The sequence below is a fragment of the Rhodococcus sp. ACPA4 genome (assembly GCF_002300185.1).
GTDB classification, from domain to species: Bacteria; Actinomycetota; Actinomycetes; order Mycobacteriales; family Mycobacteriaceae; genus Rhodococcus_F; species Rhodococcus_F globerula.
In genome coordinates this window covers 3,806,405-3,831,150 of sequence record NZ_NSDY01000001.1, presented here as the reverse complement: position 1 = coordinate 3,831,150, position 24,746 = coordinate 3,806,405, and the positions used below count along the sequence as shown (strand labels likewise).

Genomic DNA, 24,746 nt, shown 5'->3' with positions numbered 1-24,746 from the left:
TACTGGCCTAGGTCCCACAGCGGAGACGAAGAGAATTCTGTCGCAACAGTTTTCAGGGGCTTTAGCGGCGGCAAGTGACAGGCGCTCGATGGCCGTACCGGCGAAGCCCGGACGGGTAGGCATTTAGGAGGAGACTCGGTGGAGTTCGAACTAACCCCGGATCAGGAACTGTTCCGCGGGACGACCAAGGACTTTCTGGAAAAGGAATCATCGCTGGAGAAGGTTCGTGAGCTGGCCGAAAACGGCAAAGGCTTCGATCGTGACTGGTGGCAGCGAGGTGCCAACCTCGGCTGGATGTCGATGTTGGTGAGCGAAAAGTCCGGAGGCGACAGCATCTCGGGCGCTGGTCTGCTCGACATGGCGATCGTTGCGGAAGAAATGGGCCGCCTTGTATCGCCCGGACCGCTCGTTGTGGCTAACGTGGTGGCTGCCGCGCTGTCGGAATCAAGCAACGTATCGGCACACGTGAAGACAATTGAACAGTTGATGGCCGGGGACGCGGTCGCTACGTATGCGATGTGCGAGATCGACCGAGGCTGGGATCCCGCTGGTACTCAGCTGGTAGCCACTTCGGACGGCGACGAAGTCGTGTTGACCGGCGTCAAAGATCGGGTCGAGTCTGCCGAGCAATCGGAGTTCATGCTCGTGACTGCGCGCCGCGACGACGGACTTGCCCAATATCTCGTGCCTGCTGACCTGCCGGGATTGACGATCACCCCTCTAACGGGTATCGATCTTGTTCGCCGGTACTCGCAGGTTAGCTTCGATGGTGTGCGGATCCCCAGTTCGGCACTGGTCTTTTCGGGTGATGAGACCGATCAGGCAATCGAAAGACAACTGCAAATCGCGGTTGTGCTTCAGTGCGCTGAACTGGTTGGCGTCATCGATCGCGTGCTCGAAGATACTCTTCAGTGGATGTTCGACCGGTATTCGTTCGGTCGTCCGCTCGCCTCGTATCAGGCGCTCAAGCATCGTGTCGCCGATATGAAGATGTGGCTCGAGGCTTCGCACGGTACTACTGCGGCCGCGGCGCGAGCGGTAGAAAACCGATCACCTGAGGCTGCCGAAATGGTGAGCATCGCGAAGTCCTACATCGGGCAGGTGGCAACCGACATCATCCAGGACTGCGTCCAGCTCCATGGCGGGATCGGAATTACCTGGGAACACGACATTCACCTATACCTGCGTCGCGCGACGGTGAATCGCGTCAGCTGGGGCACACCATCCGAGCATCGTGAGCGTCTTGCCACGATCATCGGCGTTTGACACAAAGGGGAGTTCTAATGGGATCACCGACTGAGATTGACGCTATCGAGGATGTGGAGTCCTTCCGATCGCGAGCCAGGACATGGATCGTCGCCAACCTACCTCTGGCAAAGCCGGTTACCGGCGACGAGCAGGAGAGCGAAGACTACGACGAAGCCGCGTGGGAACGTGCGCGCGAGCTGCAGAAGTTGTTGTACAGCGGTGGTTTTGCGGGTTTGTGCTATCCGAAGGAATACGGCGGTCAGGGGCTCACTCCGGAGCACCAGAATGCCTTCAACGAAGAGGTCGTCGGCTACGAGATGCCGCGGTTGCTCAACTCGCCGACGTTGAGCATTTGTGGCCCGACCATCCTCGATATGGGTACTGAAGAGCAGAAGAAAAAGCACTTGCCGGCGATGATCCGTGGAGAGGTAGCGCTGGTGCAGTTTCTCTCCGAGCCCAGTTGTGGATCTGACCTCGCCGGGGTGGCCACACGCGCTACTCGTGACGGTGACGTCTTTATTCTCAATGGTTCGAAGATCTGGAGTTCGTGGGCCTATGCTGCGGATTACGCACTCTGCCTGACTCGTACGGACTGGGATGCCCCTAAGCATCGAGGCTTGACGATGTTCCTCCTCAAGGTGCACCAGCCTGGCATCGAGATCCGTCGCATCAGGCAGGTGAACGGAAATGAGGAGTTCTGTCAGGAATTCTTCGAAAATGTCGAGATTCCTGTCGAGAACGTGGTTGGCGAAATCAACGGCGGTTGGGCCGTGGCATCGCGTCAGATGTTCCATGAGCGCAACTCCGTGGGCGGTGGCTCGCAGTACGTAAGCGGAGAGCAGGTAGGGCCGAAGCGGCGTCCGCCAACCGAAGGAATGATCGATATCGCTCGCCGAACGGGTCGCGCGGAGGACCGTCACGTGCGGGAGCTGATCGCAGAGGCGCATGCGATGGCCAAGGTGCAGCAGCATCTGGTCGAGCGCGTTGTCGCGGGCATGCGAACCGAGAACCTGCCGGCGTCGTCCGCTTCGATCATTCGTTTGTTCCACGGTATGGGGCACCTTCGCGAAACCGAGATCGCATTCGAGATCGGTGGCTCGCACGGGATCGTTTCCCCGGTGGGCACAATCGGTGACCGCGCGATCGGCGAAACGTTCATCACGCGACAGGCAGCCTGTATGGGTGGCGGCACCACCGAGATCGCCCGCAATATCATCGCGGAGCGAGTACTCGGGATGCCGCGTGAGTACTCGGCCGACCGGGATCTCCCGTACAAGGATGTCCGTCGCGGTCGCTGAGGGTGCAGACATCACGGGCATTTCGGGCTTCCCAGACCGAACGGCACGACCATCGCCGGTACTAACCTTGTCGGCGAACTCTTGTAAAACGTTAGCCCCCAGTGGATCTGCCAATTTCTCATCGATATTGGGCAAGTTTCCCAGAGCGACTCTGTTCAGCCGGACACAGTCGGCCAATTTTTGACCCATGAGGAGTGAACATGAGCAATCAAACCATCGACCCGACAGCGGACGCTGAGAAGTTCATCGATGCCTACAACAGCGGAGATCTTGGCCGCCTCGAAGCAGTGTTCGGTGAGGATGCTGAGCTGACCCACCACAATCGCGGGGGGACGTTGGCGGGACGACCGGCGATCATGGCGATGTTTGAGGCGTCCGGGCAGATGATGCCGGGCAAGACCTTCGTAGACCGCCAATCACTGGACGTCCTCGGTCCCGACCGGGTCGTCGTTCGTCACACCTGGACAGTCACCCCGACAGTGGACGTTCCCGGCATGGCTGCTGCGGGCGAAAAAATCAGCCTCGATTTGGCCACATTTCTGACTTTCCGTGACGGTGTGGTCGTGGACTACCACGACTTCGGATGATCTGTTCGGTTCAGGGCCCGGCGCACGGCGTCCCGGGCCCTGAACCGGTTTTTCGTAGAAGATGGACCGGTAACGCCGTACGCTCGAATGATCCTGCAGCGCAGAAACTCCCGTAGAGTGTGCCGTGGATATACTTCCAGGACGGCAAAGCCGATCACATCAACGCCGATGTGTTCATCAATACCGAGATACCCCGCGCGCCACCGGATGAACTCGAGATCGTTCCGTAGCCGCCAAATCAGCGCTGTAAGGGGCCCTATTCAATACTGTCCCCCTGCAGATCTCGAGACTTTTTGTGGCTCGACAGGAAAAGGACAAGCAGAAAAATGGATGGATCACCGGTGCCGACTACTTCGTCTGAGTCCCGTAGAAAGCCGTACTTGCTTGTTCTCATGGCGATGGTTGCCGCAGAGTCGACCGGCGCGTTCGAGGCAGGCATGCTTATCGCAGTAGTGCCGAAATTGATCGCAGACTTCAACGTCACGACAGCTGATATCGGATGGGCGTTTACCGGATTCTATTTGATGGTCGGAGCTTCCGCCGCGATCGGGGGCAGGCTTGGCGACCTCTTCGGTCGTAAGAAGGTTCTGATTATCGTCCTGCTGCTGTCCATTGTCGGCTCGGTCGTGAGCGTCGCCGTAGGAACCTTCGCGGCAGTTGTTGTCGGTCGCACACTTCAAGGAGTTTCTGGCGCGGTGCTTCCGCTCGTCCTCGGGATAGCGCGTGAGGCTGTCCTCCCCAGGCGTGTGCCGGTGACTCTTTCAGTTGTTGCCGGCGTTCAGACTTTGGCCGGCGCGGCTGGCTTTTACGTCTCTGGTCTACTGATCGAGCACGTCGGTTGGCAAGCGATCTTCATCGTGGCGGCGGCACTAGCCGCTTTCGCTGCCCTGATGTGCGCTGTCGGTATAGAACGTTCACCCGTTACCCGAGTAAGCGGAGAACGGATCGACTTCGTCGGCGGTGCCCTCTTTGTTCCTGCTCTTGCCCTAATTCTTTACGGCGCAACGTCTTCGCAGACCAAAGGGTGGGGGAACGTGACTGTGCTCGGCGGTATCGGACTCGGCGTCGTCATCGGAATCATCTGGGTCCTGTGGGAATTGCGCGTCGAGAACCCGCTGCTGAACCTTCGTCTACTTGCCAAGTCGCAGTACGCGCTGACTCTCGGCATCTTCGCGTTCGTCACATTCGGAGCGCTGGGTGGAATGCAATTGCTGCAACCGATTCTGTTTCAGGGGCCCACCTCTGCGCCGGTGGGTCTTGGGCTCACACCGTCTCAGTTCGGCCAAATAGCGCTTGTGCTTTCCATCGTAGGTTTCCTATTCACTCCACTGTCCGGCTGGCTCGCCCGGATATCGGGGGCGCGGACGCCCATCGGTATCGGAATTGTGATCCAGTTGGTAACACTGCCAGGCTTCTATTTCCTACGAGAAGACTTGCCAGTGATGATCGCGCTGTTGATTCTCGGCGGTGTCGGTGTCACCTTTATCCTGTCGGCGATTCCCAACTTGCTCGCAGAATTCCTTCCACAGGAGAACATGGGTGAAGGGATGGGTGTCGTCGTCGTCGTTGGAGCCATTTGCAAGAGCGTGGGCATCTCGGCGTTCGCAGTCGTGTTGTCGAGCGCGGTCGTTCCTGGCACACAGTTTCCACAAGTCAGCGCCTACGGCATTGCGATCGGTCTTGCGATCACTGGAGTCATCATCTCGATGATCCTTGCCTTCCTGATACCTCGCCGCGCACCCACGCAGCGCACTTTCGCTACCGGCGACGGCGTCGGGACAAGTGCCCTGACCTCCGAATAGCTCGAATGTTGTTGCACAACAGCGGTAATGAGGAAATTCTGAATCCCGTTGCCAGGATTACGAGGGCGTCGGGTCGCTCGACACTGTCCGCGCAACCACGCACGAAGTCCCACCAGCACTCACACCTTCCGGAGGAATCGAAAATGGCAACGGAATCTGCGACACCCCTGGAGCTTCTCGCCCACCGAGTCACCGAGTCATGCTCAACGCCGGACACGCATGGTCTCCCTCTCCGCGGTGGCATCTTCAATACAACAAAGGATTTGGTCTTCTCGCGCCCTGTACACGGCGTCGTGATCTACGGCGACCAGCGTGGTCGTCAGCTTGGTTTCCCTACCGCCAACGTACCGGTGGACGATCGGCAAGCTGTACCCGCGGATGGTGTTTACGCCGGCTGGTTGCGTCGGACGGATACTCGGGACATCTACCCTGCTGCGATCAGCGTCGGCACAAATCCGACATTCGAAGGCGTACGCGATCGGCGTATCGAAAGTTACGTGCTGGACCGCACCGATCTCGAATTGTACGGCGTCGCGGTTGAGATCGCCTTTGTTGCACATGTGCGTGATGTGAAGTCTTTCGACTCGATAGATGCCCTGATAGTGCAAATGAGCTGCGATGTCGAGACGATACGCAGGATTTTGGTCCGTGCCGACTACGTCACGCAGGACGCTTGACCGCAGGTGAGAATCGGGAACCGCTACGTCGAAAAGTTAGCGGCCGAAAAGGATTCGGAGATTCCGTTCGGCTGTGTGATTCTGCCGCGTCGTAGCGCCATGCCATAAACAGGAGAGAGTCATCATGAATAACATCAAGGGTCAGATCGCCTTCATTCAGGCCACCTGGCACCGCAACATTGTCGAACGTGCACGTAAAGGCTTTCTCGACGAGGTGACGACGCTGGGATACGGCCGGGAACATGTGGAGTTCTTCGAGGTACCTGGAGCGTTCGAGATTCCTTTGCATGCCCAGCGGTTGGCTCGTAGTGGCCGATACGATGCGGTCGTGGCCGCGGCCTTGGTAGTCGACGGCGGCATCTATCGGCACGAATTCGTTTCGACTGCTGTCATTGACGGGCTGATGCGAGTTCAACTAGATTCTGGTGTGCCGGTTTTTTCAATCGTGTTGACTCCGCACCACTTTCATGAGCACAACGACCACACCACGTACTTTACGGAGCACTTCGAGAAGAAGGGGGCCGAGGCGGCCAAAGCCTGCACCGCCACCCTTACGTCCTTGCGGTCTCTTCCCAGCTTGTAGGTGTTCACAGAAAACGCTCGACTGGGATGCCCCAGTCGAGCGTCAGTGCGATGTACTGAAACCAAGCAAACCTATCGTCGATGTTGTAAGAGCCTCTCGAATTCGCCGTTTCGGGTTCAATCGGGGTTGATCTCAGGTGATGGGTGCGAGTTCTGCAAAGACAAGGGGACGGTTACAGGCTCGCGTGGAAAGTGCTTCGTCACAGTCTATTCGAGCGATTCCACAAAGCGCGGATTGTGCTGGGCCATCTAGATCGAAGAACGTGAACTGAGGTCTACTGCTGTCGAGCAAAGATGGCATCGCCGCGGACAGTGGCATCAGCTCCGCCGTCGAGGAAGATAACTTGCCCGGTGACATGTGAGTTCTCTTCGCTGGCAAGCCAAGCCACCAGCTTTGCCGGGACGTGGGCGTCTGCTGGACCATTGAGGGGCATCGGAACCATGTCGAGAAGCGATTGACGACTGTCCTCATTCTCGAGGATTGAGAACGTCATCGGTGTTCGAATGATGCCGGGTGCCACACCGTTGAGGGGAATGCCGTTTCCTGCCCAATCGGGTGTGATGGACTCACGTCGAAGCCACTGAGACAGAGCACGTTTCGAGGAAGGGTAGAGCAGATCAGTCCTTCCCGACGCGGTGATTCGTTCGGTTTCTGCTGCTGCTTTGCGTTCGTCTCCTTCGAGGTAGGCCGCGAGAAGACGGTCGTCGATCTCATTGAGTGCCGCGAACGAGGTGACGGCGACGGCTCGCGGCGCGGATGAACCTGCAAGGAGGGGGCGAAGTCCGTTCAGGGTAGCGATTGCCCCGAAGTAGTTGACATTCGGCGGGCCGCCGGCAATCGCAAGGATGGCGTCAAGGCCGTCTGGGGCTAGCTCAGCCACCAAATCTGGGAGTGCGTTGCGGTCCGTGGGGTCGGACAAATCTATGTTGATGTCAGCGTCACGAAGATCGATCCCGATGATTCGGTGGCCTGACTCGACGAGAAGATCGGCGGTCGCCTTGCCGATTCCTGATGCTGCACCGGTGATCGCGTAGGTCCTGCTACTCATGCGTTTTGCTCCGTTCGATGGACTGGTGATAGGTGATGGGTGTGGGGGTCTGGGGCGGGCAAGTGAAAGCCCTTCGGGGCGTTCAGAGTTTCGGCGTTCTTGTGCTGGCCCAGGTAGATGTTTGCCATTGATGAGAGCAGATCGAGGGGGCTCTGCACTTCCCTGTGGTAGCGGCACATGGCTCGCTTCGGGGTGCTGTTCGAATGCGGAGGATAATTCGTGATGTGATCCTGTCAACCGAGGGTCAATCGGGTCTTCTTTACGTATAACTGGTAGGGGAGGTATCCCGGTGTTACCCGCTGACGCCTCCTTGACTCTCGGTGACACGACGACAAACCTACAGTTGTCCGTTAACGAAAACAATCGTACAGTTGTTCGTTAGTTCCACTCATACGTTTCTCGGAGACCGGCCGAATCCTGAACAGGACAGAAGATGGTATCGATGGACATGATCGATCCGGAACTCGCTGCGGTAGTCGTAGCGATGACCGAGGAAGTGATGGCTAACGGCATCCCGACGCTCCCCGAGCGCGGCGATGCACTCGGCCTTCGAGAGTTGCTCGACCTCGGAATGGCCGGGATACTCTCACCTCCGTCGACTAGCGTCTTTGTGAGTTCGCATCTTGCCTCGACTCCCGATGGCAAGGAGCTTGAATTACGCTGGTATTTCATCGATTCCGCCAGATCGACTAGTTGTCCTGCGGTCGTGTACTTGCATGGCGGAGGGATGATCGGCGGCAAACTCGACTATTATGACGGGCTCGCGAGGCACTACGTACAGGAATCGACTGTCCCTATGCTGCTCGTGGGCTACCGGCTAGCTCCGGAGCGAACGGGAACCGGTTTGGCAGAAGATGGGTTCAGCGCCCTTCAGTGGCTTCTCGAGCATGCTGATGACCTTGGGGTAGACGGTACTCGCGTGGCTGTGATGGGCGACAGCGGTGGTGGGGGCGTGGCCGCCGGAACTGCGATCCTTGCGCGCGATCGAGGAGTGCGACTGGCGAAACAGATCCTCATCTATCCGATGCTCGATGACCGCACTATCGAGCCGGATCCGGGGTTGGAAGACGTGGTCGCGTGGACTTATGACAACAACTGGACCTGCTGGAAAGCTTTGTTGGGGGATGCTTTCGGAAGCGATGCGGTTTCCCCGGTTGCCGCGCCTGCTCGTCTCGCGGATTTCTCGGGGCTTCCTGCCTCGTACATCGAGGTGGGCGAACTCGACATCTTCAGGGATGAGTGCATCGCCTACGCGCAAAGTCTGCACAAGGCGGGAGTCTCTTGCGAACTGCACGTTCTCCCCGGAGTCCTGCACGGGTATGACCGTATGAGTTTCGAGATCGGGGTGTCCCGGCGAATGCTTGCTGATCGTTGCAGAGTTATCGGCAGCTTGTGAGACGGGCGTCGCCGTGGGCTTCTTTGTCACAAAATGAGTGGTCGAAAACCTGTGTACCAGATGGGGTATGGTCGAGAGTAATGCGCAGTCTGCGTGGAGTCGATGAGGGCATGGCATCCTGTGGTCGATCGGAATTGTACTCCGGGGCTTGTTCTTTCGGTATTCAATTGTGCCTGATAGTTGCTAACTCGATTCGTGTCATCGGTCGGGAGTTCGCTGCTAAGTCCGGGAGAGCTTCTACCAATTTTCCATCCGACCAAAGAAGCGATTGTGGTCCGCTACGGTGGTCATCTCACCCGAATTCCCTTGCCGGACGCACCGCTGTCTCACGGGAGACGCGCAGAAACACCAGCGCTGATTTCGAGGGTTGTTCCGGAGACGTGCCGGGCCTGATCTGAGGCGAGGTACAAGACTGCCGCGGTAACGTCGGATGTATCACTCCAGGGCACTCGCATGGGATTGAGGCCGGCGTATCGACTGGCCACCTGTTCTTTGGTCGGGTTGTCGATGTCAGGTGCGAACAGGGAGTACATCGCCTGGTTGTGAACCATATCCGTGGAGACGGTTCCCGGGCATACGGTGTTCGCGGTAATTCCGCTCCCCGACGTCTCGAGTGCCAGGGTTTTCGTCAGCCCGATCACTCCCCACTTGGCGGCGGAGTAGTGCCCGAGATTCGGTGTGCCCGCTCTACCTCCCATCGATGCGACGGTGATGATGCGGCCGAAACCTTGCTCGATCATCGGGGGTGCAGCGGCCCGAAGGGTATTGAATACTCCGGTGAGGTTGATGTCGATCATAGTGGACCATTGTGCGTCGGTCAGGTCGGTGATCTTCCCGAAACTCACAACGCCCGCGTTCGCGATGCAGATGTCCAGTCGCCCGAATTCTGCGATACTTCTGCTGACAGCAGCTCGCATGCCGGTGCTGTCGCGGGTATCAACTTCGATTGTGATGCAACGAGATCCGGCTTCTTCGACTAGAAATTTCGTTTCGTTCAAGTCTTCCGTTCGGGCGAGTGGGTACGGGATCGTCTCCACGTCCGAGCAGCAGTCGAGCGCGATGATCGTCGCGCCGCCTTCGGCAAGGGCAAGGGCATGAGCGCGTCCTTGTCCTCGTGCCGCGCCGGTGATGAGCGCAACTTTCCCTTCGAATTGGGGCATGTGCACTCCATTCTCAAATTTTGTAGTAGCGGCGGGCATTCTCGGAGTAGAACGACTGAAGTTCCTGGTCCGATGATTCGCCGATAATCGAGCGCAGTGATTCGATGAGCTGGCCGTAGGAACCGGCGATTGTTTCGATCGGCATGTTCGATCCGAAAGCGACTCGTTCCCAACCGAATACCTCGATCGTGCCTTCGACCCATGGTCGGAGTGCCGACGCTGAAATGTCGGCGGTCGCCATCCCTAGCCCGGAGATCTTGCACAGTGCGTTGGTCCGCTCAGCGCAGGCGCGTATCGCCACTTCCCATTGGTCTCGATCAGCGTTCGTGGTCGATGAGGGCCAACCGCAGTGTTCCAAGACCACCACCACGTCTGGGTACCTCTCGAGAGTTTTCAGCCACGCCGACATGCCCGACGGCTGCGTAACCAAGTCGAATACATAGTTCCGGTCGTTGAGCCACTGCAACACAGTGTGTGCCGCAGTGCTGTCGGGGTGGAAGTCGTAGAGCACACGCACTCCACGGAATCGGTCACTGCGGGCCTGATGCTCGAGGTCGGCAATGATCTCGGACTCCGGCAGTGCGGGGTCGATGGTGCCGATCGTCACCATGTTCAGTGATGCGCGATCAGCGAGTTCTTCGACCCACGATTGCTCATCGAGGTATGTGCGGGCTGCCGTGGTGGCGGACACGTGCACGAAAGCGTCCACCTTGAACTCTCCGGCCGCATCGAGATAGTTGGCAGGCAGAAAGTCGCTGTACAACTCGGGTAGTTCAAGCTGACCAGCCATACGTTGCAGCGCCGGGTACCACGCATTGTCGGTGACAGACCATAGATGCACATGCGCATCGACTACGTCATACGTCAATTGCTGGGTTCCTGTTCACGAAGAGTGGGTAGGCACTCGACGTGAGCGCTCGGTGGGCGCGTGTCGTCGGTGAGCCTTTGGGCACCACAATTCTCAGCCCATTCTGACGAGATAACCAACGCTTAATCCGACTGGATCTAGCATGTGAGCATGCTAGATGTCAGCGTGCGCGATCTCGAGTACATTGCTGCGTTGGAGGCGGAACGCAACTTCACCCGGGCAGCGGAGCGAGTGCACATCGCGCAGCCCGCTTTCAGCCAAGCGATTCTGCGAATCGAACGCCGCGTCGGCGTGAAACTGTTCGATCGGACCAGTCGTACGGTCGCTCCTACGCCGGCCGGGACCCTGCTGGCCACGCGCGCACGCCACATACTTGTCGACATCGCGGACGCCATTGACGCCACCCGCCGAATCAGCGCCGCTAATCCGGCAGTGTATGTGCACGTCTCTGAGCCCTCGCTCACTGTCCCGCGCCGAGCGCTCTCGGCCCTCCGCCGATCATGCCCGGACCATGCCATCAACCAGACAACCCTGCCGCACAATCAGGTTCGTGACCGACTCGTCAGCGGATCCCTCACCCTCGCAATAGGCGAGGCTATTCACGGACCGGGATTGCAAACCCGGTTGCTCACCAATGAACCCGTGATCGTGGTGATGTCCGAGGATCACCCACTGGCGGCATTCGACGCCGTGGATCGCGCAGAGTTCGTCCGGTACCCGATCGTGTCTATCGACAGCGCCCTCAGCCGCTGGAACAGCTTCGTCGAGAGCATTCTGGTGATGACCGGCGTAGCACCAAAATGGAGTCGCACCACCACGTTCGGCGCAGCCACCGGTGCAGACCTCGTCGACGACTCCGACACAGTCCTGATCTGCGTGGAGTCTATGGGTCATCAACCCCCGGGACGAACGTGGCGACCGATCTTGCCGGCATGCGTGACGGAGTGGTACGTGACCTGGCGAACCGATCTCGGCACACGTCAGATCATCGATGCCCTAGCAGCAGAGTTTCCCAACAGTTGAATGGAGGACTGTCTGATGCCACTGCTGCCGATGAATCGAATCTGTTGACCCGGGCGGGCTTGGCCGAGTCGGTCGATGTCGGCGTCGGCCACAACACCGACAACGGGATATCCGCCGGTGATGGGGTGATCGGCCAGGAAGATCACGGGTTGGCCGCTGGGCGGCACTTGGATCGAACCGAGCGCAACGCCTTCGGTGGGCAATTCGAGTCCGTCTGCCCGCTGCAGGAGTTCATGATTGCCGACGCGGTCGAGTCGGGCACCGATGCGGTCGGAGTCGGTCGACACTGCCCATCGTCCCTGCGTCAGGGTTTCCGGATTGGCAAAACGATCCGCGCGCGGCCCGAAGATCACCCGAATGTCGAGTGTTCCGTTTGTAACCGGCTGAACAGGTGCCACGTCCAGGAGCGGAAATGCGACTGGAGTGGGCCCGACCTCAAGCACGTCGTTGGGTTTGAGGGGCGCCGGACCGATTCCGGAAAGCGTGTCGGTACTGCGTGATCCGAGAATCTTGGGCACCGCGATTCCGCCCCGGACGGTCAGGTACGTCCGTAGGCCGGTGGGCGCGTACTCCAAGCGGACTACCTGACCGGGGTCCGCGACGATGACGCTCGAATGTCCGACGGGGATGCCGTCGAGGTACGCCTGTGCGGGGGCTCCGGTGAAGGCCAGGGTGATCTGCTCTTGCGCGCGAAGACTCAGGCCACCCATCAGAATTTCCACTCCGGCAGCGTCTTCGGAGTTGCCGACAAGTCGATTGCCGAGTCGCAAGGATCGTCTGTCGGCAGCCCCGGACACGCCGACGCCGGAGCGCAGATGACCGGTTCGACCGAGGTCCTGAACCAAGCTCAGCGGACCGGTTTCGAGTATCTCCACCCCGGTCATCGCTTGTCCTCATTGACGAATCGCACCCGACGCCCGGGCTGTACGGCGGCAGGCGGTGTTTCGTCCAAGTCCCACATCACGGCGTCGGTGCTGCCGATGATCTGCCAGCCACCCGGGGAGGCTCGCGGGTACACCGCGCTGTATCCGCCGGCCAGGGCTACGGCGCCGGCGGGCACCGCGGTGCGTGATTGGGCTCGACGCGGGACGTCGAGCCGAGCGTCGCCGGACGTCAGGTAGGCAAATCCCGGCGCAAATCCGATGAAGGCGCAGCGCCACTCCGCTGAGGTGTGAGCTGAAATGACCTCGGCGCGGCTCATTTTCAGGATCCTTGCTACGTCGTCGAGGTCGGGTCCGTCGTAGCGGACATTGACGGTGAAGGGAGTATCGTCGCCGCGCTCGTCCGGGATTGCCTCGGACATGGTGCGTGCCAGTTCGTTCAGTTCATGGAGCACCGCAGTGACATGTGCCGTGGGCTTGCAGATCACGAGAACCGTGCGTGCGGCGGGCAGGAAATCCTCCACTCCAGCCGGAGTGTTGCGCGTGAGCGCATGGGTGAATGCCAGAACGTCGGCCTCGGTGTCGAGGTCCACCAGGAGCCCGTGTTCACCGGCCGGGAGGATAGTCGGGCGACTCATGTGAACGACTCCACCCGAATGCGGGAGTTGATCAGGCCGGCCTTGATGGCATTGGCCATGGCAACGGCGCCAGGCGAATCGCCGTGAACACAAATGCTTTTCACCGACATCGGGATGGCGATCCCGTCGGAGGTGAGAACAGTTCCGCTGCTGGCCAAGTCGATCGCCTGCGCCGTCGCGGCGTTCGGATCGGAGATGACGGCACCAGGTTCACTGCGCGGGGTCAGCGTCCCGAACCGGGTGTACGTGCGATCCGCGAATCCCTCGGCGACAAAGTCGACGCCGTGTGCTTCCGCAGCTTTCTGCAGATGAGACTGTGGTGGTCCCAGCAGCGCAAGGCGATTCGAGAATTCGGTCATGGCGGTCACGATAGCGTCGGCGAGTTCGGGACTCTTCGATGCGGAGTGGTAGAGCGCGCCGTGGGGCTTGACGTAGGTGACAGAAGACCCCGCGGAGTGAGCGAATCCTGCCAGTGCGCCGACCTGGTAGAGAGTTTCGTCCAACAGATCACCTGGTGTGATGTCGATGTGCCGTCGGCCGAATCCGACCAGATCCCGAAAACCGATGTGCGCTCCGATGGCTACCGAATGTTCGACCGCCATCTCACAGGTTCGTCGCATGGTGGCCGCATCGCCGGCATGGAATCCGCACGCGATATTGGCGCTCGTCACGATGTCGAGGAGCGCCGCGTCGTCGCCCATACGCCAGTCTCCGAAGCTTTCTCCGAGATCACAATTGAGGTCGATGTTCATGCCAGATCCAGGGTGTAATCGCTGTCCGGGGCGTCTGTGACCAGCATATGCCCGGGAGCATGAGTGATGGCGAACGGGAGTTTCGACGCCATGACCGCAGCTTGCGGAGTGACGCCGCAGGCCCAGAACATCGGTACGTCGCCCGGTTGGAGTTCCACGGCGTCGCCGAAGTCGGGACGGCTCAGGTCGGAGATGCCGAGTTCGGCTGGATCGCCGATGTGGATGGGTGCACCGTGAACCGCGGGCATACGCGCGGTGATGGAGCGGGCCTGTTCGACCTGGTCTGCGGGGACGGGACGCATCGACACCACTGTCGGCCCGCTGACCCGTCCGGCGGATCGGCATTCACGATTTGTGATGTACATCGGGACGTTTCGGTTCTGCTCGACGTGTCGAAGCGGGATCCCGGCGGCCATCAGAGGGTGTTCGAAGGTGAAGCTGCAGCCGATGTGAAATGCCACCAGATCGTCGCGCCAGTATGGCGTCGCATCCGGAATCTCCGCGGTCAGTTCGCCGTCGACCCACACGCGGTAGAGCGGGAAATCCGTCCTGATGTCTGCTCCGGGAGCGAGAATCGTCGTGAAATCCCCGGCGTCGGTGACGTCGAGTACCGGGCAGGGCTTGGGGTTCCGCTGCGTGAAGAGCAGAACGTCGTATGCCCAGTCCTTGGGGACCGCAATGAGATTGGTCTGGGCGAAGCCCGGTGCGATTCCCGACGTGGGGAACACGTCTCCGGCTCTGAATCCCGCGCGAGCCGAGCGTGGATCCGGGTTGGTGCGATTCTCGATCATGGTGAAGTCCAATCCTCTTTCCTGAAGACACCGATCAGTTGAGTTGGCGTCCCAGGGTTTCGGGTAGTCCGAAGAGTGCCAGGACAGCGATGCCGTAGCCGATGGCGCCGAAGATCATGGCGCCGCCGATACCGAGACTGCTGGCTGCGAGGAAACCGACGATGGCGGGGAACACCGCACCGACTGCGCGACCGAAGTTGTAGGTGAAGCCCTGACCGGTACCGCGGTGCGCGGTGGGGTAGAGCTCCGAGAGGAACGAACCGAATCCGCTGAAGATCGCCGACGTGCAGAAGCCCAGCGGGAATCCGAGAATCATGATGAGGGTGTTGGCGCCGTCGGGAACCTGTGTGTAGAGAACCATGAACACGGCAGACAAGGTGGCGAACAACTGCATGGTCCGCTTACGGCCGAGCTTGTCGGTGAGGATGCCGCCGCTGACGTAGCCGAGGAATGCGCCACTGATGAGGATCGCGAGATAGCCGCCGGTGCCCACGACGTCGAGGCCGCGTGAGTTCTTCAGGTAAGTCGGAAGCCACGACGCGAGTGTGTAGTAACCGCCCTGGACTCCGGTGGCCAGAAGTGAAGCAAACAGCGTGGTCTTGAGCATCGGGCCGCGGAAGATGGCGAGGAAAGAACCCTTGTCGGCCTTCTTCTCACGCTTCTCGGTGATTTCTTCCGGGTCCTTGAGGTTGCGGCGCACCCAGATGATGAGGAAGGCGGGGATGACTCCGGTCCAGAACAGAACGCGCCACGCGATGTCGGGATCGAAGAGTTGGAAGACGATCGTGTAGATGATGACCGACAAACCCCAGCCCACCGCCCAGGCGCTCTGGACGAAGGCGACCGCTCGGCCGCGGTACTCGGGCTTTGCGTATTCGGCCACCAGAATTGCGCCGGCAGCCCATTCGCCGCCGAAGCCGAGACCCTGGAACGCGCGGAAGATGAGCAGCGTCTCGAAGTTGGGTGCAAATCCGCACAGGACCGTGAAGATCGTGTAGGTCGCTACCGTCACCTGCAGGGTGCGGACACGTCCGATGCGGTCGACCAGGATGCCGGCGAGGACACCGCCGAGCGCGGAAACCACCAACGTGACGGTGGTCAGCAGACCGGCCTGTCCCGTCGTGATCGAGAAGTACGCGGCAATCGCGGCCAACCCGAGAGGGAGAACCTGGAAGTCGTAGGAGTCGAGGCCGTAGCCGCCGAAAGCGCCGACGAATGCCTTCTTGCCCTTCGGTCCAAGCGTGCGGAACCAGTCGAACGGGCGCGGAGGGGCACCTGCGGTTTGAATCGGAGCGGTCATCGGTACCTCGCGTGAAGATGGAATGTCAGGACTCCCAACGTACAAAATCGTTCAACGATCCTGCAATCCCATGAAGGGATAATTAATGTGCTGGAAACTTTTGGGGGCAGCCGTAGGCCGTCCGGACGCCCCGCTCTCACTATGATGAGGGCAGCAACAAACCACTAGGAGTGCACTTGACCAGCCTGAATCCTCCGAAAGAGGATGCTAACGCCGCGTTGGCCGCCCATCGAGGGCTCCTCGAGCGCACCAGTCGAACAGCGCGGGTCGCCGGGATTCTGCGCGAGCTGATCATCGACGGAAGCTTTCGTCCGGGCGCACGACTGTCCGAGCCCGACATCTGCGCGGCGTTGGATGTCTCCCGAAATACCGTGCGCGAGGCGTTCCAGATCCTCATCGAAGACCGGTTGGTTTCACACGAACTCAACCGTGGCGTATTCGTTCGAGTCCCGTCGGCTGAGGACATCGCCGAGTTGTACATCTGCCGTCGGGTGGTCGAGTCGGCGGGAGTACGAGATTTCGATCCGGAAACAGGCAATCTCGGTGACGTCGCCGCCGCACTCGAGCTCGCGGAAGAACGTCTAGCCGCCGATGACTGGACCGGAGTCGGAACAGCCGACATCCATTTCCATCGCGCTATCGCTGGTTTGAGTAACAGCAGCAGAATCGACGAACTGATGGGCGGTGTGTGGAACGAACTGCGTCTGGTCTTTCACGTCATGGACGACGCACACCGATTCCACTCGCCGTATCTCGCCCGGAATCACGAGATACACAGCGCGTTGAAAGCCGGTGACAATGCGACGGCGGTCGAATTGCTGCAGCGGTATCTGTACGACGCACGCGATCAGATCCTGGCCGACTATCCGGCCGCCGTCGAAAAGTTGTCAGGTCGAACGTAAAGCTCCTATTTCTTGGACACGCGGATCAACTTCTTGTTGGCAAATTCGTCCATCCCCCAAGGGCCAAGCTCGCGACCCACTCCGGAGCGTTTGACTCCGCCGAAGGGAAGGCCGGGCAGAGTGGTTCCGTGTTCGTTGACGAAGGCCATTCCGACGTCGAGATCGGCGGCGACCGCACGAGCAGCGTCCAGGTCGGTACTCCAGACGGATCCGCTCAACCCGTACACCGACGAATTGGCAAGGTCAACGGCATCTTTCGCTGACTTCACTTTGTACACCACGCCCGCCGGCCCGAAGAGTTCTTCGCTGTAGGCGCGCATGTCCGGGGTGACATCGGTGAGCAATGTCGGTTGGACGTAGGCGCCGGGTCGGTCGATCTTCGCTCCACCGGTCAGAAGCGTTGCGCCCTTGTCGACGGCGTCTTGAACCTGCTCGAGCAATGTATCTGCTGCGGTTTGGGACGACAGCGGACCGAGGACCGTATCCGCTTCCAGTGGATCGCCGGCCGTGACGGACTGGAACGATGCGGTCAGTTTCCGAGTGAAATCGTCGTAGAAGTCCTCGACGACGATGAATCGTTTGGCGGCGTTGCACGCCTGACCAGCGTTGGACAATCGTGCTTTGGCTGCCGCCTTGACTGTGGCGTCCATGTCGTCGGAGTCGAGGACGATGAACACATCCGAACCACCGAGCTCGAGTACCACCTTCTTGAGGTTGCGCCCCGCCGTTTCCGCAACACTGGTCCCGGCGCGTTCGCTTCCGGTCAACGAGACACCTTGCACACGGGGGTCAGCGATCATGTCTGCGATCTGCTCGTTGCTCGCAAAAACGTTTACGTATGCATCCTCTGGCAGGCCTGCCTGCTGCAGAATCTCCTCCATCAGCAGCGCCGACTGAGGGCAGTTGGACGCGTGCTTCAGGATGACGGTGTTTCCGAGCATGAGATTGGGCGCCGCAAACCGGGCGACCTGATAGTAGGGATAGTTCCAGGGCATGACGCCGACGAGCGCCCCGATCGGGCGTCGGTACACCACAGACTCTTCGGCACCGGGAACATCGAGTCGTTCTTCTGCGAGCAACGCCGGTCCGTGATCGGCGTACCACTGGTAGATCGCCGCGGACAGTTGTACCTCACCCTTGGCTTCGCGAACGGGCTTGCCCATTTCCAGGGCGATCATGCGTGCCAGTTCGTCGGCACGTTCGTTGTACAGTTCGGCGGTTCTGGTCAGTATCTGCGCGCGTTGCGTCGGCGCGCTCTTTCGCCAGTTCAGATAGCCGTTATGAGCCTTTTCCAGTGCGGCTTCCACTCCGGCGTCATCCAAAGTATCGAATTCCCTGACGGTTTCACCTGTCGCGGGATTGACTGTTTTGTAATTGGCCATAGTTGTTCAACGCCCGAGGGCCCTCGAGGATTCCGAGATATCCACATCGAAAGTTAATCCGTCCAACGGGTTTCAGGGAAACGTGACCGGGTATACACGGCCGTTTGTCCGAAATCGGCATCGAACGGGATCGGGTGCAGCGACGTACGGACGCTCGGGCGAGTAGCGATCGGTAGGGTATTGCCCCGGCGCCCTTGCCGAGCCCGACGATTTCGGAGTGACCGTTGACGAACGTGCTGATAGTTGTACTGATACTTGTTGTGATCGCGGCAGTGGCCTTCGTGGTTCTGCGTGGTCGTAAGAGCGCTCCGGTGGGGCGCGTAGACCCGCTTGCGGACTATCCGGAGGTATACGACCCCCACAAGATCGGTGTCGGAGACATCGTCACCTACGCGGGGATCGATCACGTGGTTCGCGGGACCATCACCCTCGACGAGGAGGGGTACATCTGGCGCGAGCACCTTCTCGACGGTTCGACCGGCCGCCGCTGGCTGACGGTTGAAGATGACGAGGGTGAACTCGAGATGACGCTGTGGATGCGGCGTGAGGGCACCAACCTCGAGCCGAGTGGCGACGTCATTCTCGACGACAAGGTGCACCGCAGGATCGAAAGCGGAACCGCACGATTCACAGCCGAGGGCACGACAGGAACCGCGCCGTCGGGCGTGATGGACTACGCAGACTATGCAACTGCTGACAAAACCGGGCTCATTGCATTCGAGAAGTGGGCGCGCGGCCAGTCGTGGGAGGTTTCCACCGGCCGCGCAGTCACCCGAGCAGAGTTGACCGTCATACATTCCGGCCCTCCGCAGTGAGTGTGCATCTCCTCGACGTGGAGCCCACCGACGTGGATGCGTCTGCGCTCGGCCTTGTGGTGGACGCACCGGCGCCACCGGCCTTGGCTCAGGTTGTTATCGAAACAGTCGACGGTGCTTTGACTTTGGGAGTGCTGGGGGCATCGCATGTGGTGACGGCACGCTCGGGTGGTGAGACCTTGACCGAGCAGGTGTCCTGCGATGCGGTCACAGCTGGTGGCGATCCACTGCCGGGTGCTGAAGTTCTGGGACCGTATCGTTTCGAATCTTCCACGCAGACTCTCGATCGAACCGAGTTCGTTGCCGAGGCTGCCCGCCTGAAAGTGCAGGCAGCGGCAGATGGTTGGATTTGCGGTTCGTTTCCCGGAGACGACACCGCTGTCACGGTGTTGTTCGGCAGCAGCCTGGGGCATGGATGGGCTTGGCAGAGTTGGCATTTGTACCCAGGGGAGGGGACCGGAGTGATTGTGAAGACCAGAAGTAGGTGGCATCCGTGATCGGCAGGAAATGGGTTGTTCCCGTCATGATCGCCATGGCATGTGTGCTGTCGTCGTGTGGCAACGCGGTCAAGGACTTCATTGCGGACAATTATTCCAAGAGTTCGCAAACCGGCGACGTCGCTGTGTATTCGTCGAAAGATCCTGTCGGTACGACGGTGTCGCGGATCGTCGATGCGGAAGAACCTGCGGCCCGCAGCGCCGACGGCGGCAACGAGTACCTGCGTTACGACGACGACATCGTTACCGTCAGCGCAGCAGCGGGGGGAAGCACCATCAAGGTCGAAGACATCAACGGCACATACCGCAGCGGCGGATATGCCTATCTGGGACCAGGATTCAATCCGGGATCACCGGCCGGTGGCGGCAGCGGCAGCGGTGGATCGGGAAGTGCGAAATGACCACATCAAGTGACAATCGGACCAAACTCAGGAGAGCTTCGTGAACGCCAACCTTGCTGCTGAAACTGTGGAAATCGGCACTGTTGACCCAGCTCTGCTGGTCGGTGGTGTTCTGGGGACGCTGGCGTACTTCGTAGTCGGAGTTGCAGTTCTGGCCACCGGATTTCTGGTTCTCGATCTTATGACGCCGGGCAATCTCCGCCACCAGGTGTACGTCGACAAGAATCCGAATGCGGCAATTCTTCTGGGTGCCAACCATCTGGCGCTTGCCATTATCGTCGTGACCGCCATTCTCACCAGTTCCGACGGATTTGCCCAGGGACTTGCGGATTCAGCCGTGTACGGTCTGTTCGCAATTGTTCTCCAGGCCATTGCGCTGCGACTGATGAATGCATTCCTGCCGGGTAAGTTGGTTGCGCTGGTACAGGATCCGAAGATGTGCGGTGCGGCCTGGGCGGTGGGCGTGACCCTGCTGTCCATCGGCTTGGTGAACGCCGCTGCTCTCACCTGATGACTGTCACCGATTCACACGCTGTGCTCACTGCTCGGGCGCGGGTGCTGCTCCTTGCCGCCGTCGCTGCCTGCGCTGCCTGCGGACTGATCTACGAGTTGGCACTGCTCACTCTGTCGGTCAGTCTCACCGGCGGCGGAATCACACAGACGTCACTGATTGTCGCCGGATTTGTTGCGGCGCTCGGTATCGGTGCCCTCGCCGCCAAACCGTTGTTGGGGCACGCGGCTATTTCCTTTGTCACAGTGGAGATTCTGCTCGGCATCATCGGGGGATTCAGCGCGGTCACGCTCTACGTCACGTTCACGTTCTTTGGTTCCAGCGGGGCAGTTCTTGTTGCTGCCACGGCACTGATCGGCATTCTCGTGGGTGCGGAAGTGCCACTGCTGATGACGTTGCTGCAATCCGGACGCACCGACAACGACGCACAAAGTGCCGGAAAAGTGCTCGCCAATCTGAATGCAGCGGACTACTTGGGTGCGCTGATCGGCGGGTTGCTCTGGCCGTTTGTCTTGTTGCCGTGGGTCGGGATGATCCGGGGCGCAGCAATTACCGGCATGATCAACCTCGTCGCTGCGGCAGTCGTTGCCTTGATTCTGCTGCGGTGGCAGCTCAGCTTGCGCGCCCGACTGATTGCCGTCGTGGCAATGTTGTTGGCCGCGAGCCTGATCGGATGGTTGTTGATCGCCGCTTCCGACATCGAAACCACGGCCCGTCAGCGCTTGTACACCGACCCTGTGGTCGCGGCATCGCGATCGCAGTATCAAGAAATTGTTGTCACGGAACGTAAGAACGACGTCCGGCTCTTCCTCGACGGAGATCTCCAATTCTCGAGCGTCGACGAGCACCGCTACACGGAGTCTCTGGTGTATCCGGCGCTCTCGAACAATCCGCAACGGGTACTGATCTTGGGCGGCGGAGACGGACTTGCGGCACGGGAAGTGTTGCGGATGCCCAGCGTTCAGGAAATTGTGCAGGTGGAGCTCGATCCTGCCGTCATCGAACTGGCGAACACCCGACTGCGATCCTTGAACGGCGGCGCACTCGAAGACTCACGGGTACACGTTGTGCTCGATGATGCTTTTCGGTGGTTGCGCGAGGCTCCTCAACCCGGATTCGACTCGGTGATCGTCGATCTGCCCGATCCTGATACCCCGGCATTGGGCAGGCTCTATTCGATGGAGTTCTACGGTCTGGCCGCGGCAGCGCTCAATCCGGGCGGATTGATGGTCGTCCAGTCGGGCAGTCCGTATTCGACGCCCGATGCCTATTGGCGAACAGTGTCTACGGTATCCGCAGTTGGTCTCGGAGTCTCCCCGTACCACGTGTTCGTTCCCAGTTTTGGTGACTGGGGATACGTACTTGCTCAGTCCGGGGGAGTGCCACCGGAATTGCGTCTGCCTGAAAGCGCTCCGGAATTACGCTTCCTCGACGAACCTACTTTGGCGTCGGCTTCGGTCTTTCCGCGGGACCGTCCACGCCGCGACATGGAACCGTCGACGCTCGACCAGCCTCGGATAGTAGATGATATGCGCAAGGGCTATGAGCGCTAACTAACCGAGAGGACCCACGTGCTTGATGCGCTAGGTCAATCATTGCCCGTTGCAGTCGGCTTGGCGATTGTGTCCGTGCCAATGGCAGTTGTGGTTCTCATGCTGGTCACTGCAGACGCACGACGCTCGGTTGCAGCCTTCATTCTCGGCTGGGTCGTGGGCATCGGAGCTGTGGTGGCACTGACTATCGCTTTTGTCGACACCGCCGTACCCGAATCCGAGACCACGCGGTGGGCAAGTGTCGTCCGGATAGTGCTGGGGTTAGCCTTGTTCGCGCTCGCATTCAGGCAATGGCGATCCCGGCCACGGGGCGACGCAGAAGCCACTCAGCCGAAGTGGATGTCGAGTGTCAGTTCGCTCAGCCCGCTGAAATCCCTGGGGATCGCGTTGCTCTCAGCGGCCAATCCCAAGAATGCTGCACTGGCCGTCGCGGGAGGCGCGGCCATAGCCGCCGGAACCTACGTTGTGGCTGAGCAAGCCATCGCCGCTGTTGTGTTCACGATTGTTGCGAGCGCCGCAGTCGCCGCACCGGTTGTGGTCAACCTCGTATTCGGCGAGCGTGCCGCGTCGATGCTCGACTCGGCAAAATCGTGGATGGCCGCTAACAACGCCGTCATGATGACGGTGATCCTGGCTCTGCTCGGCGCGATGGTGTTGGGTGAAGGGGTCAGTGGACTCGGCTAGTCGAGGCAGATTGGCGAGCCTGCGCGCTCGCCTACTATTGGGTGGTGAACGAAGTCGACGACAATGCCCTCGCTACTGCTGCGATGACCGCTCTGCGTGAGCGCGGTCCGCTCAGTCTCGAAGAATGGGCGCAGTGTGTCAGTGAGTTCGGCTCGCCGTCCGACATTGCCGAAGTGCTCGAGTACCTTGATGATCCGATGATCGGGTACCTCCCCGGCGGCAAGTATGTCGCTCTGGACGAGTTGCTCGAAGGGTTGGTGTTCACGCACAGGCTCAGCGAAATCGAGATCGCGTCGGAGGTGCTCGAGGCGACGCCTGACCTCGAACCGGTGTTGCGTTTCGCGTCGAGTATCGACGGCGAAGTTCGGGTTGTCGAGGCAGAGTTCGAACAAGACTTGTTGCGAGAGCGCGGAATCGACGCTGCTGTCAGTCGCCGTGTTGTTGCCTTGCCCCGCGGGACTTTGGCCAACTTCGCAGCTGGTGATCTGATCGCGATTGCCATCGAAGACGGTGAACTGACGGTGTGGCAGGCGGATGTCGAAGACGAGCCGGATCTGGCGCCGGCACTCGAGAAGATATTCGCCGAAAACGGTGTGGAAGCGCTCGAGGCGGTGGGTTGGCAACTTGCTGTCGACGACTCGTCGTTGTTCACTGTTCCCAGCACTCCGTTGGGCGAAATGTTTGCCGCGGCAGGATACGAGCATCAACGAGAACTCCTTGCACGCAATGGATTCGACTTTGCTGCCTACGCAGTTCAGATTCAGACCGCAGAGATTGCGTCGACCTACGATCTCACGCACGACGAAGCCGTAGCTGTTGTAGCTTTTGTCGACCTGGCTCAGCGCGGATATGTCGACGCCGAGATCGAGAATCTCGACCTTCGTGACTGGGCACGTCGACATGTCGGTGTTGTTCCGGATTCGTTTGCCGCCCTTGCGGATGCGGGCGCAGCTGTGGCGGCGTTCGATCTGGGATTCCGGAACCAGGACCCCACCGCAGACATGATCCTCGAAGCGCTTGGCGGCGAGCTGGCCGAACGCGGTCCGAAGGCCGTCAAGCCGGCGGCACACTGGTTGGCAGGTAAGGCGGCTGATCGTCTCGGACGCGTTCTCGACGCGGAAGCGCACTACGAGAAGGCACTGGAATGGGAAGCTGACTGGGGTCCGGCACTTTTCGAATTGGCTCAGTTCGCCGCCGACCGGAGCGACGCGACCCGAGCACTGTCTTTGCTGGGCAGGATCGACGGTGGATCCGAGGAAACCCTGTACGAAGTACTGCAGGAGTTCATTCCGGTAGAGCATCCCGAGCTGGGACGAAACGACAAGTGCTGGTGTGGATCCGGCCGAAAATACAAGGTCTGCCATCTGGGGAAGGTTGACGAGTCGGTTCGAGAAGACGGCCGCTGGCTCTACAAGAAGGCGTGCATGTTCGCGTTTTCCTCCGAATTTGCCGACATGGTGGTTCAGTTCGACGATCTTGTCGCCGCCGGCAGCGATGACGACGATCGGAGTATCTTCGACGGGCCGGCCTTGGACATCGCGCTGTTCGAGGGTGGAATCTTCGCGCAGTTCATCACCCGCCGCGGAAATTTACTCACCGAACATGAGGTGGCGACGGCACGTCAATGGCTCGATGTCGAGCGTTCCGTGTTCGAGGTGACCGAGATGAACACGCTGCTGGATCGCCGGACCGGCGACACCGTGACTGTCAGTGGTGCCGCAGATCTCGAGCCCGGTGATCTGGTGTGTGCTCGCGTTCTGCCTGCAGGTTCGAGCGCCCAGGTTGTCGGCAGCGTCATCGTGTCTTCCGAGTTGCAGGCCGCAAATGTGCTCCAGGTTCTAGGGCGGGATCATCACGATGTCGCTGAGCTGATCAGAGTGCTGAGCTGAGGGCGTCGACGCTGGTCGATGCGGAATACTCGTGCCGGGGCCTACCGGATAAAGTTGGAT

The 24,746-nt window shown here is 60.0% G+C and carries 25 protein-coding genes; 16 read left to right on the top strand and 9 right to left on the bottom strand.

Going from position 1 to position 24,746, the window contains the following annotated elements; all coding sequences use genetic code 11:
- The first annotated feature begins 138 nt into the window (after positions 1-138).
- The 6 genes from CJ178_RS17385 to CJ178_RS17360 all read left to right on the top strand — a co-directional run bounded on the left by CJ178_RS17385 (position 139) and on the right by CJ178_RS17360 (position 6,195).
- Positions 139-1,266: an acyl-CoA dehydrogenase family protein gene (locus CJ178_RS17385; RefSeq protein ID WP_095887208.1), complete on the top strand. Its 1,128-nt coding sequence runs from the start codon at positions 139-141 to the stop codon at positions 1,264-1,266.
- Between the two features lie 17 nt (positions 1,267-1,283).
- Complete coding sequence (locus CJ178_RS17380) at positions 1,284-2,546, top strand: acyl-CoA dehydrogenase family protein (protein WP_095887207.1); 1,263 nt, start codon at positions 1,284-1,286, stop codon at positions 2,544-2,546.
- 200 nt (positions 2,547-2,746) lie between these two features.
- Positions 2,747-3,133: a nuclear transport factor 2 family protein gene (locus tag CJ178_RS17375; RefSeq protein WP_095887206.1), complete on the top strand. Its 387-nt coding sequence runs from the start codon at positions 2,747-2,749 to the stop codon at positions 3,131-3,133.
- 380 nt (positions 3,134-3,513) lie between these two features.
- Positions 3,514-4,935, top strand: coding sequence for an MFS transporter (locus CJ178_RS17370; RefSeq protein WP_179300768.1), 1,422 nt, complete (start codon positions 3,514-3,516; stop codon positions 4,933-4,935).
- Positions 4,936-5,078: 143 nt separating this feature from the next.
- Entirely contained in the window at positions 5,079-5,612 is a 534-nt protein-coding gene (locus CJ178_RS17365) for a riboflavin kinase (RefSeq protein ID WP_245005844.1), read from the top strand.
- Between the two features lie 124 nt (positions 5,613-5,736).
- The gene (locus CJ178_RS17360) at positions 5,737-6,195 is read left to right on the top strand and encodes a 6,7-dimethyl-8-ribityllumazine synthase (RefSeq protein ID WP_095887203.1); all 459 of its coding nucleotides are present in this window, start codon (positions 5,737-5,739) and stop codon (positions 6,193-6,195) included.
- 274 nt (positions 6,196-6,469) lie between these two features.
- Here the strand turns inward: CJ178_RS17360 and CJ178_RS17355 are convergent, their stop codons facing one another.
- Positions 6,470-7,243, bottom strand: coding sequence for an SDR family oxidoreductase (locus tag CJ178_RS17355; RefSeq protein ID WP_095887202.1), 774 nt, complete (start codon positions 7,241-7,243; stop codon positions 6,470-6,472).
- Positions 7,244-7,676: 433 nt separating this feature from the next.
- Here CJ178_RS17355 and CJ178_RS17345 point away from each other — a divergent pair, with 433 nt between their 5' ends.
- Entirely contained in the window at positions 7,677-8,639 is a 963-nt protein-coding gene (locus tag CJ178_RS17345; RefSeq protein WP_245005843.1) for an alpha/beta hydrolase, read from the top strand.
- 326 nt (positions 8,640-8,965) lie between these two features.
- On the opposite strand, the gene CJ178_RS17340 is transcribed toward CJ178_RS17345, so the two are convergent.
- On the bottom strand, positions 8,966-9,799 hold the full coding sequence (locus CJ178_RS17340) for a mycofactocin-coupled SDR family oxidoreductase (protein ID WP_095887200.1): 834 nt from the start codon (positions 9,797-9,799) through the stop codon (positions 8,966-8,968).
- Positions 9,800-9,812: 13 nt separating this feature from the next.
- Positions 9,813-10,667, bottom strand: a complete 855-nt coding sequence (locus CJ178_RS17335) for an amidohydrolase family protein (protein WP_095887199.1) — start codon at positions 10,665-10,667, stop codon at positions 9,813-9,815.
- A 150-nt stretch (positions 10,668-10,817) separates the two neighbouring features.
- On the opposite strand from CJ178_RS17335, the gene CJ178_RS17330 reads away from it, so the two are divergent.
- Positions 10,818-11,690: a LysR family transcriptional regulator gene (locus CJ178_RS17330; RefSeq protein WP_095887198.1), complete on the top strand. Its 873-nt coding sequence runs from the start codon at positions 10,818-10,820 to the stop codon at positions 11,688-11,690.
- Here the strand turns inward: CJ178_RS17330 and CJ178_RS17325 are convergent.
- From CJ178_RS17325 to CJ178_RS17305, 5 genes are read right to left on the bottom strand one after another with little or no spacing between them, the layout of a single operon-like run.
- Positions 11,648-12,574: a biotin-dependent carboxyltransferase family protein gene (locus tag CJ178_RS17325; protein WP_095887197.1), complete on the bottom strand. Its 927-nt coding sequence runs from the start codon at positions 12,572-12,574 to the stop codon at positions 11,648-11,650. The two genes, CJ178_RS17330 and CJ178_RS17325, sit on opposite strands and share 43 nt — an antisense overlap.
- Entirely contained in the window at positions 12,571-13,209 is a 639-nt protein-coding gene (locus CJ178_RS17320; protein WP_045065054.1) for a 5-oxoprolinase subunit B family protein, read from the bottom strand. Before CJ178_RS17320 ends, CJ178_RS17325 begins: the two co-directional genes overlap by 4 nt.
- Entirely contained in the window at positions 13,206-13,961 is a 756-nt protein-coding gene (locus CJ178_RS17315; RefSeq protein WP_095887196.1) for a LamB/YcsF family protein, read from the bottom strand. The genes CJ178_RS17320 and CJ178_RS17315 overlap by 4 nt, the downstream gene beginning before the upstream one ends.
- Positions 13,958-14,752: a putative hydro-lyase gene (locus CJ178_RS17310; protein ID WP_033233830.1), complete on the bottom strand. Its 795-nt coding sequence runs from the start codon at positions 14,750-14,752 to the stop codon at positions 13,958-13,960. The genes CJ178_RS17315 and CJ178_RS17310 overlap by 4 nt, the downstream gene beginning before the upstream one ends.
- A gap of 34 nt (positions 14,753-14,786) precedes the next feature.
- On the bottom strand, positions 14,787-16,052 hold the full coding sequence (locus tag CJ178_RS17305) for an MFS transporter (protein WP_033233390.1): 1,266 nt from the start codon (positions 16,050-16,052) through the stop codon (positions 14,787-14,789).
- Between the two features lie 170 nt (positions 16,053-16,222).
- Here CJ178_RS17305 and CJ178_RS17300 point away from each other — a divergent pair, with 170 nt between their 5' ends.
- The gene (locus CJ178_RS17300; RefSeq protein ID WP_045065048.1) at positions 16,223-16,954 is read left to right on the top strand and encodes a GntR family transcriptional regulator; all 732 of its coding nucleotides are present in this window, start codon (positions 16,223-16,225) and stop codon (positions 16,952-16,954) included.
- Positions 16,955-16,959: 5 nt separating this feature from the next.
- Here the strand turns inward: CJ178_RS17300 and CJ178_RS17295 are convergent, their stop codons facing one another.
- Entirely contained in the window at positions 16,960-18,336 is a 1,377-nt protein-coding gene (locus CJ178_RS17295; RefSeq protein ID WP_033233389.1) for an NAD-dependent succinate-semialdehyde dehydrogenase, read from the bottom strand.
- A 224-nt stretch (positions 18,337-18,560) separates the two neighbouring features.
- Here CJ178_RS17295 and CJ178_RS17290 point away from each other — a divergent pair, with 224 nt between their 5' ends.
- The 7 genes from CJ178_RS17290 to CJ178_RS17260 are packed head-to-tail and all read left to right on the top strand — an operon-like array spanning position 18,561 to position 24,686.
- The gene (locus tag CJ178_RS17290) at positions 18,561-19,151 is read left to right on the top strand and encodes a DUF4178 domain-containing protein (protein ID WP_033233388.1); all 591 of its coding nucleotides are present in this window, start codon (positions 18,561-18,563) and stop codon (positions 19,149-19,151) included.
- Positions 19,148-19,648: a DUF2617 family protein gene (locus CJ178_RS17285; RefSeq protein ID WP_092804161.1), complete on the top strand. Its 501-nt coding sequence runs from the start codon at positions 19,148-19,150 to the stop codon at positions 19,646-19,648. Before CJ178_RS17290 ends, CJ178_RS17285 begins: the two co-directional genes overlap by 4 nt.
- A 35-nt stretch (positions 19,649-19,683) precedes the next feature.
- On the top strand, positions 19,684-20,049 hold the full coding sequence (locus CJ178_RS17280) for a DUF4247 domain-containing protein (protein WP_371851334.1): 366 nt from the start codon (positions 19,684-19,686) through the stop codon (positions 20,047-20,049).
- 40 nt (positions 20,050-20,089) lie between these two features.
- Positions 20,090-20,560 carry a DUF350 domain-containing protein gene (locus CJ178_RS17275; RefSeq protein ID WP_033233385.1) on the top strand — a complete coding sequence of 157 codons (471 nt, stop codon included), beginning with the start codon at positions 20,090-20,092 and terminating at the stop codon, positions 20,558-20,560.
- Entirely contained in the window at positions 20,560-22,113 is a 1,554-nt protein-coding gene (locus tag CJ178_RS17270; RefSeq protein WP_095887195.1) for a polyamine aminopropyltransferase, read from the top strand. The genes CJ178_RS17275 and CJ178_RS17270 overlap by 1 nt, the downstream gene beginning before the upstream one ends.
- 18 nt (positions 22,114-22,131) lie before the next feature.
- A complete protein-coding gene (locus tag CJ178_RS17265; protein ID WP_033233383.1) occupies positions 22,132-22,797 on the top strand; it encodes a GAP family protein in 666 nt (221 codons plus the stop codon).
- A 44-nt stretch (positions 22,798-22,841) separates the two neighbouring features.
- A complete protein-coding gene (locus CJ178_RS17260; protein ID WP_095888021.1) occupies positions 22,842-24,686 on the top strand; it encodes an SEC-C metal-binding domain-containing protein in 1,845 nt (614 codons plus the stop codon).
- Positions 24,687-24,746: the final 60 nt, after the last annotated feature.